This window comes from Galactobacillus timonensis (assembly GCF_900240265.1).
Lineage (GTDB): Bacteria > Bacillota_I > Bacilli_A > Erysipelotrichales > Erysipelotrichaceae > Bulleidia > Bulleidia timonensis.
Map to the genome: position 1 here is coordinate 584,571 of NZ_LT964739.1, position 14,329 is coordinate 598,899.

9 protein-coding genes and 1 pseudogene are annotated in these 14,329 nt (G+C 51.0%); 5 read left to right on the forward strand and 5 right to left on the reverse strand.

Translation table 11 applies throughout. From position 1 onward, the window contains the following. Nucleotide 1: 1 nt before the first annotated feature. Nucleotides 2-1,570: a 2,3-bisphosphoglycerate-independent phosphoglycerate mutase gene (gpmI, locus tag C1714_RS02745; protein WP_102341752.1), complete on the reverse strand. Its 1,569-nt coding sequence runs from the start codon at nt 1,568-1,570 to the stop codon at nt 2-4. Between the two features lie 132 nt (nt 1,571-1,702). Between gpmI and C1714_RS02750 the strand changes: the two genes are divergently transcribed. Both C1714_RS02750 and C1714_RS02755 read left to right on the forward strand, forming a co-directional pair. Beyond that, nucleotides 1,703-2,422: a DUF554 domain-containing protein gene (locus C1714_RS02750; RefSeq protein ID WP_102341753.1), complete on the forward strand. Its 720-nt coding sequence runs from the start codon at nt 1,703-1,705 to the stop codon at nt 2,420-2,422. A 146-nt stretch (nt 2,423-2,568) separates the two neighbouring features. Further along, on the forward strand, nt 2,569-4,494 hold the full coding sequence (locus C1714_RS02755) for a flavocytochrome c (protein WP_102341754.1): 1,926 nt from the start codon (nt 2,569-2,571) through the stop codon (nt 4,492-4,494). A gap of 605 nt (nt 4,495-5,099) precedes the next feature. On the opposite strand, the gene C1714_RS02760 is transcribed toward C1714_RS02755, so the two are convergent. Then, nucleotides 5,100-6,254, reverse strand: a complete 1,155-nt coding sequence (locus C1714_RS02760; protein WP_135567870.1) for a Cna B-type domain-containing protein — start codon at nt 6,252-6,254, stop codon at nt 5,100-5,102. Between the two features lie 386 nt (nt 6,255-6,640). Here C1714_RS02760 and C1714_RS02770 point away from each other — a divergent pair, with 386 nt between their 5' ends. After that, complete coding sequence (locus tag C1714_RS02770) at nt 6,641-7,861, forward strand: IS110 family RNA-guided transposase (RefSeq protein ID WP_102341757.1); 1,221 nt, start codon at nt 6,641-6,643, stop codon at nt 7,859-7,861. Nucleotides 7,862-8,656: 795 nt separating this feature from the next. Here the strand turns inward: C1714_RS02770 and C1714_RS02775 are convergent. Next, nucleotides 8,657-9,616 (reverse strand): annotated as a pseudogene (locus C1714_RS02775) (2-keto-3-deoxygluconate permease). A gap of 8 nt (nt 9,617-9,624) precedes the next feature. Next, the gene (locus C1714_RS02780) at nt 9,625-10,368 is read right to left on the reverse strand and encodes an SDR family NAD(P)-dependent oxidoreductase (protein WP_102341758.1); all 744 of its coding nucleotides are present in this window, start codon (nt 10,366-10,368) and stop codon (nt 9,625-9,627) included. Between the two features lie 175 nt (nt 10,369-10,543). On the opposite strand from C1714_RS02780, the gene C1714_RS02785 reads away from it, so the two are divergent. Together C1714_RS02785 and mgtE are read left to right on the forward strand one after the other, a co-directional pair. Next, entirely contained in the window at nt 10,544-11,626 is a 1,083-nt protein-coding gene (locus C1714_RS02785; protein ID WP_102341759.1) for a CdaR family protein, read from the forward strand. Nucleotides 11,627-11,678: 52 nt separating this feature from the next. Beyond that, the gene (gene mgtE, locus C1714_RS02790) at nt 11,679-13,070 is read left to right on the forward strand and encodes a magnesium transporter (RefSeq protein WP_102341760.1); all 1,392 of its coding nucleotides are present in this window, start codon (nt 11,679-11,681) and stop codon (nt 13,068-13,070) included. A gap of 5 nt (nt 13,071-13,075) precedes the next feature. Here mgtE and C1714_RS02795 read toward each other — a convergent pair whose 3' ends face one another. Further along, nucleotides 13,076-14,311, reverse strand: coding sequence for an MFS transporter (locus tag C1714_RS02795; RefSeq protein ID WP_167849906.1), 1,236 nt, complete (start codon nt 14,309-14,311; stop codon nt 13,076-13,078). Nucleotides 14,312-14,329 lie beyond the last annotated feature (18 nt).

Genomic DNA, 14,329 nt, shown 5'->3' on the forward strand with positions numbered 1-14,329 from the left:
CTTACTTAATGATCGATTCGAGCCACTGCTCAGGCACATCATCGAATCCCAGCAGCTTTGCCACCGTAGCGGCAACATTGGCGAGACCAAAGTCACCATCCTTGATCTCAACACCTTCCGGTCCATTGTAGATGGCAAACGGAACCCGGGCCAGCGAATGCGACGTCTTCGGGTTGCCCTTGCCATCCAGCATCTCATCCGAGTTGCCATGATCCGCCATCACCATCAGCGTATAGTCTGCTTTCTGGCAGGCATCCATCAAACGGCGCAGATTCAGGTCAACGCTTTCGACACCGATAATCGTTGCCTCATAGTTGCCCGTGTGGCCGACCATATCACCGTTCGGATAGTTGCAGCGCAGGAACTGATACTTTCCGCTCTCGATTGCAGAGATCATCTTCTCCGTAACTTCCGTCGCCTTCATCCACGGCTTCTGATCAAAGGGAATAATATCCGACGGAACCTCTTCCCAGTCCTCAAGCTCCTCCGAAAACTTTTCGGAACGGTTGCCGTTCCAGAAGTACGTCATATGACCGAACTTCTGCGTCTCCGAGCAGGCATAGCTCTTAACGCCCTTCTTAACCAGATACTCCGACAGCGTATGCTCAATATGCGGCGGCTCCACGAGGAAGTTTGCCGGCAGCTTCAGATCGCCGTCATACTGCAGCATGCCGCAGTAGAAGACCTTCGGCTTCTTCGGCATCGGGAACTTGTCAAAGCCCTTGTCCATATAATCGAAGGCCTTGGAAATCTCAACTGCACGGTCACCGCGGAAGTTGAAGAGGATGACAGAATCACCATCATCAATCGTACCGACCGGCTTACCGTCCTTGGCAATCACGAAGCCCGGCAGATACTGATCCGTATAGCCGCCTTCCTTACGCAGCGTCTCAATCGCCTCACGAGCAGAACCAAACTGACGACCGTCACCCATCACATGGATGTGCCAGCCCTTCTCTACCATTGACCAGTCAGCTTCATAGCGGTCCATGGTGATGACCATACGTCCGCCTCCCGAAGCGATGCATGCGTGGAACGCATCATCGTTGAGGCCCTTGATCGTGTCCTCAAGCTGATCGACATACTGAAGTGCACTCGTCTCCGGAACATCACGGCCATCGAGCAGCGCGTGGACACGGACTTCATGAATGCCTTCCTTCTTGGCTTCACCCATCATCGCAATCAGATGCGAAATGTTGGAATGAACGTTGCCATCCGACAGAAGACCCAGGAAATGCAGCTTCCCGTCGTGTTCCTTGGCATAGGCAACCGCCTTCTTCCACGCATCCGACTGATAAATCGCTCCGGACGCGATTGACTCATTCACGAGCTTTGCGCCCTGGGCATAGATCTGGCCGCAGCCAAGGGCATTGTGACCAACTTCCGAGTTACCCATATCCTTATCGCTCGGCAGACCTACCGCTGTGCCGCTTGCCTTGATTGTGGTATGCGGCCACTTCGTCATCAGTTCATCGATCTGCGGCTTATAGGAATGCATCACGGCGTTGCCATGATCCACATCCGTCCAGCCGACACCATCCATTACTACCAGTACTACAGGTTTTGACATGTTTGTTCTCCTCTTCAATTCGAACCTTTCCTACTATAGCATTCTCATGTGAAAAACGGCACAGGCAGCCGCAAATTCGCTCCTCATTTCCCGTTTCCACAGCCATCTCCTAAACGCGCTAGAATGGGACATATGCCGGGTTTAGGTACGATTGTAAATATGGCCGCCATCGTCCTGGGAGGTATCCTGGGGCGCCTGTGCGGTAAGCTTCTTTCGAAAAAGAGTCAGGAAGGCATCATGGGGACCTGCGGTGTCATGACGTTCTTCCTTGGCGTCGGCGGCGCATTGGCCCAGATGCTCAAGATCGACAGCGGCGTCCTTTCGACGCAGGGCTCCATGATGATGATCTTTTCCCTACTGATTGGAACCGTCGTAGGAGAGCTGCTTGATATTGAGGGAAAACTCGTTTCCTTTGGCGTATGGCTTCGCAACAGGACGGGCAACGCCAACAATTCCGGATTCGTCACCGCCTTCGTGACAGCTTCTCTGACCGTATGTATCGGGGCCATGGCAATTATCGGATCGATCGAGGATGGAATCTATGGCAACCATACCATCCTCTTTACCAAGGCCATTCTTGACTTCATCATCATCTTTGCCATGGCGGCAGCGCTTGGATCCGGTGCCATCTTCTCCGCCATTCCGGTCGGAATTCTGCAGGGAACCGTTACGATTCTCGCATCGATTGCGGCGCCTTTAATGACCGATGCCGCAATGGCCAATCTTTCCTATGTGGGCAATATTCTGATTGCCTGCGTCGGCGTCAATCTTCTGTTTCCCAATAAGATCTCGGTCGCAAATATGCTGCCGAGTCTGATCGTCGCAATCGTCTGGGCTTTTCTTCCCTTCTGAACCATTCTTCAATTTTCTTTTCACCCAGGAAATCTATTGTTCGCAAAATATTGGATTGCTAAAATATCCGTGAAAGAGCAGGCAGCTTCATTCATCATTACAGATCCAGTCAATGAACAGCCTGCTTTCCGTGAGGGGAAAAGAATATGATAGACAATCGCTTTTCAAAAGCCGCAGTTTCCGGCCTCTTTGCCATCGCTCTAGCCCTGTCCGGCTGCTCCACTGGCGACAAATCGTCTGGCGGCGTCTCCGGCACATTTACCGGCACTGCTGTGGGCATGGGTGGAAACTCCAACCCTGTCACCGTCACACTCACTCTGACGGACAGCGTCATCACCGATGTCAAGGCTGAAGGCCCGGGTGAAACCGAAGGCATCGGCTCCAAGGCCATCGATGCCCTGCCGCAGGAAATGATCGATTCCAACAGCGTCAATGTCGACACGGTATCCGGGGCAACGATCACTTCCAAGGCCATCATCGAAGCCGCGACCGCAGCTCTGAAGGAAGCGGGTTTGGAGCCTTCCGACCTGCAGGCAAAGGAAACATCATCCACCGCAGCCGCAGCGGAAGACGTTACCAAGGATACAGACATCGTCATCATCGGTGCCGGCGGCGCAGGAATGACAGCTGCGATCACCGCATCCGATGCCGGTAAGAGCGTCATCATCCTGGAAAGTCAGCCGATGGCAGGCGGAAACACCGTACGTTCCACCGGCGGACTGAACGCTGCCGGAACGCCAGAGCAGAAGAAGATGGAATTCAACGAAGCGGCTGGCGTCGAGAAGACACTTGAGACCGCTAAGAACGACTGGGCAGACAACGAAACCATCACGGCCCTGGCCGCTACCGTCCAGCAGCAGTGGGATGACTGGCAGGCCGGGGATCAGTCCGAATACTTCGATACCCCGGAGCTGATGGCCCTGGATACGATGATCGGCGGACACGGCATCAATAATCCCGATCTCGTCAAGACACTGACAGATAACAGCGCAGGCGCCATTGAATGGCTCCACGAACACGGCGCAGATCTGACCCTGGTCGGTGCGGCTGGAGGAGCGAGTGTCAAACGCATCCATTCACCGCAGGATGCCGATGGAAAGAAGCTGGCCGTCGGCGCCTACATCGTTCCGATTCTTGAGAAGAACGTCGAAGATCGCGGCATCGAAATCATGTACAGCACAACCGCGAAGAAGATACTGACAGATGACACAGGCGCCGCCATCGGCGTAGAAGCCGAAGGCGCCGAAGGAAATACTGTGACAATCAACGCAAAGGCAGTCATCGATGCGGCAGGAGGATTCGGTGCCAACATGGACATGGTCACCAAATACAAGCCTGAGCTTGCCGGCTTCTGCACAACCAACGCCGCCGGAGCACAGGGACAGGGCATCGTCATGGCCCAGGACATCGGTGCCGATACCGTTGACATGGATCAGATCCAGATCCATCCGACCGTACATCTTGACGACGATGGAAACGCACATCTGATTACCGAAGGACTCAGAGGCGACGGCGCCATCCTGGTCAATCAGGAAGGCAAGCGCTTCTATGACGAAGTGAGCACCCGTGACAAGGTATCCGCAGCCGAAATCGAACAGACCGATTCCAGCGCATGGCTCATCATCGATCAGAAGATGGTAGATGCGTCCGCTGTCATTCAGGGCTATATCGATGCCGGCTACACCTTCACAGGCAATACGCCGGAAGAACTGGCAAAGCAGATCGGCATCGACCCAACAGCCTTAGCTGATACACTGACAACCTGGAACGGATATGTCGCAGCCGGATCGGATCCTGACTTTGGCAGAACCAGCTTCGCCGAACCGCTCGACACCACTCCCTACTATGCCATCAAGGTAACCCCGGGCATCCACCACACCATGGGCGGCCTGCGCATCAACACAAGCGCCGAAGTACTGAACACCGATGGAAACGCCATCCCCGGCCTCTTCGCAGCAGGCGAAGTAACCGGCGGCGTCCATGGCGGCAACCGTCTTGGCGGAACAGCAGTCACTGACATCATCGTCTTCGGACAGATTGCCGGTAACAGTGCCGTCAGTTACATCAAGTAACAGACACAGTCACAACAGGATCATCAAAGGCCTGACAGCACATTCGCTGCCAGGCCATTATTTTTCAGGCCGGATTTGCACACGGGTGCTATCGCCCCCCTGATTTTGCCTTCTTTCCGGCAAACAATGTTCTGTATCTAAGCGTTTCAGGCGTTTCAAAACCTAGATTTAACAGAAGGTCGATCTTTTCGTAGATATCATTTGGTGCGTTGATGACGCTGGCTGTAATGGGTTATGACGTCATTCCGAATAAAGTCGTCGGAAGAAGTGCGGACAGGCAACAAATCCCAGGGCGTTTTACGCCGGGATTTGAATCGATTCGGCTTTGAGTTCATTGGGGTGGTGGCCCTAGACTTAGGCAGACAGCAGTGCAGGGCCACCACGCACCAAGTACACAGCTGCCTGCCTGAGCATACTTTCTAAGTTCCTGTCGGAACTGCCATAATCGTATGCCAATTAGCACCCGTGTGCAAATCCGGCCTTTTATTTTTACGTTGCCCATATATGTCAGTTACAAGAATGAATTCAAGCACATGAAAACCGGAATCGTAATCAATCCCGGTTTATCACGTTGTTATTAATCGAATCTGAAGAAAACATCTTGCTTAATTTTCTGCACTGGTCTTTGGAACAGTTTTTACAGAAACAGCTGGAGATACAGTAGCTGGAGCTGCTGTTGAAGTCGTTACAGGTGTAGAAGAAGCTGTTGCTGTAGGAGATGCTGTGGGAACTGCCGAAGGTATTGGTGTAGCAGTGGGCATTGGTGTAGGATCAGGAATTTTCGTATTGGTAAGTGTTTCCCCATCTTTCACTTCCTGAACATCACTGGAATAGCCTGCAATTTCTTTTTCCAGAACGCTATAGACAGCTTCGTTCCCATTCAGTGCCTTTGGAAGACCAGAATAGGTAACTGTATAAGTATTATCCCCGTTATCTGTTATTTCAGGATCGTAGTTAGTCAGTTCATTTCCACTTTCCTTCAGAGTCAGATAACCTGCATACGTCGAAACATCCGGGCGGGTGCCACTCGCGTTATTCGAATCTTCCCACTTCTTTGTGAATGAAATGCTTGTTGTCTCGCTTTCTTTCCTGATCGTTGTAGAGATATTCATCGTCTCTTTTTGGATCTTCAAACCGACCATGTTCTGATAATTACTAGTTGATGGTTTATATACGCGAAGGTCTCCATCAACCCAGGGAACATCAGAAGAAACCGATATTTCAACTGCCTCATCCGGCTCGCTTTCGCTGACCAAAGTAAATGTTTCTCCTGATTTAACTTCAGTTACACCGTTGGTTGTGTGAATATTTCCCGGAAGGTTTAAAGTAAACCACGTACTTATTCCAGTGGCCGTGAATGTTATTGGACTGGAAACCCATGTCTTGTCTTCCTTTTGGGTAAACACAGCATTCTGTGTTAAACCGAGCGCAGAAGCAGCAGGCGCGCTTGTTAAAACACTCTTGGTCGAAGCGTCAGCTTCCTTCAGCAATTCTTTTCCCAATCCAACCGCTGAAATACTTTTGGTGCCAGATATTCCGGCACTGTCCATCATCGACCATACAGCATAGCTTGTACTCCAGTAAGGTTTCATCGTTTCCGTTAACAGGGCAGTGGGCGTTGATGAATATCCTGGAGCATACACATAACTTGAAGCTGCAGAATAAAAAGGAAGTCTCTCAATATCAGCCGCGGTCATCCCCGATTTGGTAGTCCCCTTCAGGTTAATAACTGCAGTCACAAAAGCACCCAGGTCGGTCAATTCATCTTGATTTGGATAATTGTCCGCTTCATAAGTAAATTTTTTCTATTATGAAATCAGGAAGAATCCAGTCCTGATTGAGCTGTCATGAGCATATGAATCTACAATGGTAAGGTCAGGATTACCTGGATGTATTCCTGGCCTTTCCTGCGTATAGGCATATACCGGAAAGGTCTGGGTAAAAGTAAGGACGCCGCTTTTTTTAAGCTATCGAACGATAAGCCAGTAACAAAAAACGTCCTGCTTCCCTTTTGTGATATAGCCAGCTTAATCAAAATGTGCAGCCGGAAGTATTCAGGCATGCCGTATCTAATCCAGAAAAATCAGCTGTCGCAAAGGTTCAGGGAAGCTTTACCGCAGACATTTATGCCAGAGGAGGCTCTTTTATGGACGGACCAATTATCACGGTAGATGTCTCAAAAGGCAACTGCCACTATCAGCCGTGGCTGACAGCAGGCCATTCCCTGCGGAAGCCGAAAGTGCTGAACGATACGAAAGATGGCTTTGAAGCATTGTCTGAAACCATTGAGATGGTGAAGGAGAAGAGCGAAGCTGATACAGTCCCGGTAGTATTCGAGGCGACCGGCATCTACCATCGCTGTCTCCAGAAGTATCTTGATGATATAGGAAATCCTTACATTGTCGTTCCGCCACTGCTGTCTGCAGCTTATCGGAAGACGAACCTTCATGGCAATAAGACAGACAATGCGGATTGTGCCCATATCGCCAAAGTGTATTACCAGGAAGAACATCTCCAGTGCCACCAGAATGAATCGGATACATATGCACGTCTGCGGGCAAAGAATCGCATGTATGAGAGCGAATTGAAGATCCTGCGTCAGCGGAAATGCACGTTCCGGGCAATGCTGGATGTGATCTATCCGCGCATGGATAAGTGCTTCAAAGGGCATGCAAGCCTTTACGATTCGGTTCCGATGGAGGTGCTGAAGAAATATCCGCATCCATCATTACTTCTCAGGCACAGGGAGGAAACCATTGTGAAAGCGATCCGGAAGCCCGCAGGTCATAAGAAAGGCTTCACTGAAAATATCGTTCACAAGATGTATCAGTGTGCAGAGGAATGTTATTCCGGCGTGGATGCGGACAGTGTGGAAGTACAGCAGTTTCCTCAGATGATCAATGAACTCATGGAGCAGATGGAGCTCTGCAATACATACCTTGAGGAACTGATCGAAGATGCCAGTAAGCTTCCTTCCTTTGCGATTCTGCTCAGTATTCCTGGAATTGGCAGGAACATCGCGGCACGGATCATCGCGGAAATCGGCGATGTCACACGTTTCAGAAATGCACGGGGCATCGTAGCATATGCAGGACTGAATCCGAAGATCAATCAGTCAGGTGAGAAGGATGGAACCCACCTGGCTATATCCAAGAAAGGGAACAGACATCTGAGGTGTCTTCTTTATCTGGCAGTCACGTGCAACTACAGACTGAAAAAGGGAGATTCTATTTATCAGTTCAACCAAAAGAAAAGGCAGCAGGCTGCATCTCCATTAAAGCCCAAAGCTGCCAATATCGCTGCGGCGGATAAACTATTGGTAGTAATTTATTCGCTTATGAAGAACGGCTCAACTTTCCGTTCCTGAGCAGATTATAGAACAAATTTTCAAAACCGGGGAGCCTGTCTCCTCTTTTCGTGGTGCCCGATCAGAAAAATTCTGAAGCTTATGAATTTATCGAAGAAATCTCCAAAAAAGGCTTGATTTAAGTTATCAAATTTTTGTTCCAATGGTATCGGGAAAATCTGTACGCAGCGGATCATCATCCGATAAACTCAAAAGCTTGTTAAAATCATCATCCGTAATTGGCGTTGGGTTTTTTTCGGAAAACGCCCCAAAGCCATTGCTGTTATAACCCGCATAAATCACTCGCTTCAGCTGATCCGCAAGATTATCAATGTCTGCTTGCTGTGTTAATCCATTTGCAAGGCAGAAGTCCTGAAAGCTGATCTCCTGGTATGGCTCCGCCGAATCCGGCCACTTTAGGCCATTCTACAGACAATACAGGTAAATCGTGGTTTCACCTTCTGTAACTACATAAGATGATCCATCATATTCTATTGTCTTGTCCGGTCCATCTGCTTTAACAGGCTGTGCAGATAAAACCATGAATAGTGCCGTTGTTACAGTCAATATTTGTCTTAACCAGTGCTTCATTAAAGATACCTTTCCATCAATTTAATCCAAAGTATATCGAATTATTATTTACTTTGTCATCAGAAACACTTGCATTTTTGCGTATAGTTATTATATTTATTCACTTTTTTGTATTCGATATTTTACTTTTTGAACAGAAAAAGCAGTTTCTGCAGAGAGTTATTTCTCCATTGCAGAAACCGCTTTTTTATTATCGCTGATACCTGCTGCGGGAATCGTGAAGGTTCAGGCCTTTACAGGTTCCGGCTGTTTCTTAGCTTTGCGCTTCTGATCAAACTTTACAACCTGGGCAGTGAACCACGGCGTCAGGAAGGCAGTCACAATGATGGCTGCCGCAATCTGTGCCGTCGCTGTCGGAGCGATGGCTGCGTACCGTGGATCCGCATCTGCCAGCGCATTCGGATTTGCGATGTTGGCACCGGCACAGCTCGAGATCGCGGCCGCGGCAGTTCCTTCATGGAAGATCAGCTCCTCCACAAGGACTGTCACAATACCGATCACAATCGTCGTAATTACACCCAGCAGAATTCCTGAGAGGCCGCCTGCCAGAAGCTGCTACAGCGACATGCCGCAGCCAAGAGCGAAGCCAACCATGATGATGATTGGCGTTGTACCCTGCGAAAGTACCGGCTTCAGACCAGGGAATAATGCCACAATCACAATACCCAGAACTAACGGAAGGAATGAACCGATCAATGCGCCAGCCGAAATCGACGCAAGACCAGCCGAGCTCAGCGCAATCATCGTCACAATCGGTCCCACCGAAAGATCCGTGATCGCAACAGCACCCTTATCAGAATCATCGCCCATCGTCGCCACAATGCCGCTGTACAGCGCATTGTTTGCCGCACCGGCTGCACCGATGATGGCCAGCGACGAAAGTCCAAAGATATTGTCATTGAACAGGAACGCCGCCGCATAGCCCAGCAGCACTGCCAGCACGATCTTGGTCAGAATGATGACCGTACCCTTTGCCACAGCTCTGCCAGTTGAACGGATGTTCATCGACGCTCCAATGAAGAACAGGAACACACCAACTAACGGCGCCGTACCGTTCTTCGTCATTGCGGCCCAGAAGCTGCCGATTTCAAGGAACTGCGGCACAAACGAATTCAGCAGAACGCCGATCACCATCGGAACAACGATAGTGTCGCCCGGAAACCTTTTATAGTGAAACTTATGCATAACGACGATCAATCCAGAACGATACCGCCGTCGCAGTCACCGATCTCACCGTTGACAAAGCTCGCCGCATCACTTGCGAAGAACAGAATCATCTGTGCCGGCTCACTCGGATCTGCAGCACGTCCCAGCGGAATCATCGAGATGATCCGCTTCTGCATCTCTTCCGTCAAAGCAGAAGTCATCGGCGTCTTCGTCAGAGACGGGCAGACAGCGTTGCACGAAATATGATATTTGCCGCCTTCCTTTGCAATTGCCTTCGTCAGACCAATGACGCCAGCCTTCGAAGCAGCGTACGCACTCGTACCCATCAGACCGCCGCCGATCTTGCCCGCAACCGACGCAACGTTCACGATACGGCCGCCGCCATGTTCCATAAAGTAAGGATAGATAGCGGAGCACATCGTAAACACACCGGTCAGATTGATGCGGATTACCTTCTCCCATTCCGCATCCGTCACATCCTGGAACTGCGGACGGGAAATGATACCGGCAACGTTGATCTCAACATCCACCTTCGGATGATCCTTCAGAACCTGTACCATTACCGCACGGATATTCTGCGGATTGCCGCAGTCAATCTTATAGGCATCCGCATTGCCAAGCTGCTCCGCAGCCTTCTTTGCCTTCTCTTCATTGAGATTCAGAATCACCGCATGGCCGCCGCCTTCAACGACACCCTTGGCAACCTGATAGCCAATACCCTGTGCAGCACCTGTGATCACAACTGTCTTACCTTCAAAATCCCACTTCATAGTTCTTCTCCTTTGTGCATATATGACAAATATATGCGAACCTTTCACAAGCTTATTCACGCCTTTATTTTCCGGCTGTTCATGAGTTCTTTTCGGTTACACCAATCATGTTACTGAACTTATGAAGATTTTCACTATTATCGTTTCCTAATTTTTATGGGATGATTTGTGCATCATGAACAATGAAGATTATCAGCTGGTTGAAGTACTTCTGACGGACAAGGACATCGACCATAACACTGAAACCTGCGCCGCCTATCTTGGCTGTCCCATTGTGGTCATCGCACCATCCCTGGCCATCGTTTCCTGGTCAAGGAATCTCGAGTTACCCGATCCGATCTGGATCAACGCCGTCAAGCGCGGGTACATCACCATCGAATTCGGTGCCACTCTCAGCCACTGGCTCAACGATCCCAGTCACCCAAACCAGATGACCATCGACGAAATCCCGCCCTACCGCCGCCGCTTCTACCGTCTCGTCTTCCATGATCGTCTTGTCGGCTATCTCAATCTCGGCGAAAACCGCACTTCCTTTGAAGATATTCCTGAAGAAAAGAACCGCATCGTACGCCGCTTCTTTGAGCGCATCCTATCGGAGCGTTCCTATTCCTCACAGTCATCTACCACGACTGCCGAAGATATCGTCACAGGTCTGCTCAATGAGCAGTTCGTTGACCGCCTTCACTTCCTTGAAATGGTATCCGGCACCGGTCTCGATAACGTTGCCGCAAAGCAGTGCCTGAGCATCACTTCATCTGAAATCCAAAGCTACAACGCCGGCGAAGATACGTTCCGCGACGAGCTGCACAGTCTCTTTCCTTCCTGCATCACTGCCATTGCCCAGGACCATCTCCTCGTCCTGTTATTCCCGGATCAGGGCATGCCGGTTTCCAAAGTCACCGCGTGGCTCAGAAAGCACAGGGCAGCCGCTGGCCTCTCTGCCCCTTTCCACGACCTCTATCAGCTTCGACAGTATGATCATCAGGCATCCTTTGCCCGCATCCATGGCAGCGAAGAAGGACCATTGAAGACGTATCGAAGCTGCCAGCACCTCGACCTCCTCTATTCCCTGTCCAAAGAAGACATCGCCCCTTATATCAGTGAAGAGAGCCGCCGCCTCCATGTCCAGCGCAACACCATCGCCTACCGCCTCGATCACATCCGTACCACCCGCCTTGACCTCGACGACCCCTGGCTACAGCAGGAGTATTGCATCTCGTGCGAACTTCTGCAGATCGAAAGCGAAAAACAAAGCTGATTTTCATAAACCATCGCTATACTGAATAGGAACGTATCAAAGGAGAAACGCTATGTCAGAACAGATCGATCAGAGACATCTCAAAGAAATTCTCCAGATTATAGAGACCACCGAAAACCCGGAGCAGCTCCGCGACAAACTCGACGACTACCATGAATATGATATCGGTGCCGTACTGCCGCAGCTGACGAAGGAACAGCGCATCAAGCTTGTGCGCTCCCTCGATCTGCCCCGGCTCGCTGATATCTTTGAATATCTTGAAACCGAGGACGCCGAAGACTACCTCGAAGAACTGCCTGACGACCTGGCGGCACGCATCCTTTCCGCAATGGAAGTGGATGATGCCGTCGACTTTCTGAAGAACACCGTCAGCGAAAAGAAAGAGTCATGGCTCTCGCACATGAACATCGATGTCCGCGAAAACCTGACCAAACTCGCGGCATACGAAGAAGATACGATCGCATCCCGTATGACGACCAACTTCATCACCGTCCATACCGGATCCACCGTACCCGAAGCCATGAAACAGGTCGTAGCCCAGGCCGCGACCCACGACAACATCTCAACTATTTACGCCGTCAATGAAAAAGGCATCTTTGCCGGCGCCTTCTCATTGAAGGATCTGATCATCGCCCGCAAGGATACACCTTTGTCTGACATCATCGTCACCGCCTATCCTTCGGTCTATGCGACGGAAAAGATCTCTGATGTCCTCTCGTTGATTGAAAACTATTCCGAGGAATCGATCCCTGTCCTCTCCCGCGACAACAAAATTCTCGGCGTCGTCACCGCAAGCGACGTCGTCGAAGTCGTCGATGACGAAATGGGTGATGATTACGCAAAACTCGGCGGTCTCGGTGAAGAAGAAGATCTCAACGAACCGGTCAAGGAAAGCGTACGCAAACGTCTCCCGTGGCTCATCCTGCTGTTGTTCCTGGGGATGGTCGTGTCCTCGGTTGTCTCAGCTTATGAAACCGTCGTCGCACGGCTCACCATCATCATGGCCTTCCAGTCCATGATCCTCGACATGTCCGGCAACGTCGGCACCCAGTCGCTTGCCGTCACGATCCGTGTCCTCATGGATGAAAACCTCCAGTCCAGCGCCAAAGGAAAGCTGCTGCGCAAAGAGATGGAAACCGGCCTCATCAACGGCCTCATCCTCGGCGTCATCGCCTTCTTCGGCGCCGGCATCTATATTGTTCTGGCCAAGCACTATACCTTTGCCCAGGCCTTCCTGGTATCCGGCTGTATCGGTGCCAGCCTCATCCTCGCCATGTTCATATCGAGCATGGTAGGAACCGTCGTCCCGATGTTCTTTAAGAAGATCGGCGTCGACCCGGCGGTCGCCTCCGGGCCGCTCATCACAACCATCACCGACCTTGTCGGTGTCGTCAGCTATTATTCCCTCGCCTGGATTATGCTGGACCGCTTCACATCCATGTGAAGCTCTCAGCGATTATAAATTTTTGAAACCGCATTGCGGTGCAGCCCGATGAAAATGACGGCCGCACCCGCACATGCCAGCATATACAGCAGGATCACCAGCCGCGAACCGACCGTCTGTGACAATGCGCCGCCGCTCACTTCACCAATCAGTGCGCCGGCCGTATTAAGCATATTGAAGGCGCCGTTGAAGCGGCCCTTTTTTTCGTCCGGAACATAGGCCTGCGTCCCCGATACCCGGATCGTATAACTCGTAATGCCAAGTACACCGCTCACAAAGCACAGCACCGCCATCACCGGCACCGGGCAGAACAGATACAGACCCTCAATCAGATTCGTGGCCACATACACAAACAGCGCAATTTCATACTTCTTCTGCCGCCTCATCGTATGGCGGTAGTGATAGTTGCCGCCCAGCGCCCGTCCCAGAAGTGCCATACCCCAGACGACCATATATACATATTCCCCATTGGCATACGTCTCACGGAAATACGGCAGCGTCAGCGCCGTCGAACAGCCGCCGACAATTGAGGAAGCCGCAAAGTAGAGCGTCACATACCACAGCCCTCTTTCAGAATGCAGATACTGCATCCCCTCTTTCATATCTTTTATGACCTGCCGCGCCGCCTTTGTCTCGCTGCGCGTATTGCGCTGACGCGCAATGTATTTCTCATCGGCGCCAATCCGAGTCTCCATGCTCGCGGCAAGAAAGAAGCTGATCGCATCAATCACAAACACCGGCGCAATGCCCCATCGATTGTAGACAAACGCCGCCACCGGGACCATAACCGCACTGATCGTTTCCAGAATGGCCGCAATCGAATAGGCACGCTGATAGTTTTCTTCCGCCACCAGTAACGGATAAAAGCTGTCATAGGCAACAGCATAGATGCTCGAAATCGAGCCGATCAAAAATAGATAAATACCAAGAAGCAGCGGCGAAAAATGATTTGTTGCCACCAGCAGGGCCGCCAGCCCATAGAGACCCGCCGAAAGAAAATCAAGCATATAGATGGCACGCTTGCGCGAAAAGCGATCCAGAATCGCTCCCGAAATCAGGGGCATCACAATCTGGGGCACCGTGTAGATCGCCAGACAGATGGAATAGAGAAAGGTCGACCCCGTATAGTCCAGCACCATGAGACTGGCCGCAAAGCCCGTCAGCGCATTGCCAAACATCGAAATAACGGTGCCTACCGTTATGATCGCAAAATCGTGTGTCCACAGTTTCTTCGCTTCCATTAATCCATTATAGCGGCG

Coding starts and splice junctions, on each gene's coding strand:
- C1714_RS02750 (WP_102341753.1), top strand. CDS start 1,703: ATGCCGGGTTTAGGTACGATTGTAAATATGGCCGCCATCGTCCTGGGA.
- C1714_RS02770 (WP_102341757.1), top strand. CDS start 6,641: ATGGACGGACCAATTATCACGGTAGATGTCTCAAAAGGCAACTGCCAC.
- C1714_RS02785 (WP_102341759.1), top strand. CDS start 10,544: ATGAACAATGAAGATTATCAGCTGGTTGAAGTACTTCTGACGGACAAG.
- C1714_RS02780 (WP_102341758.1), bottom strand. CDS start 10,368: ATGAAGTGGGATTTTGAAGGTAAGACAGTTGTGATCACAGGTGCTGCA.
- gpmI (WP_102341752.1), bottom strand. CDS start 1,570: ATGTCAAAACCTGTAGTACTGGTAGTAATGGATGGTGTCGGCTGGACG.
- C1714_RS02795 (WP_167849906.1), bottom strand. CDS start 14,311: ATGGAAGCGAAGAAACTGTGGACACACGATTTTGCGATCATAACGGTA.
- C1714_RS02755 (WP_102341754.1), top strand. CDS start 2,569: ATGATAGACAATCGCTTTTCAAAAGCCGCAGTTTCCGGCCTCTTTGCC.
- mgtE (WP_102341760.1), top strand. CDS start 11,679: ATGTCAGAACAGATCGATCAGAGACATCTCAAAGAAATTCTCCAGATT.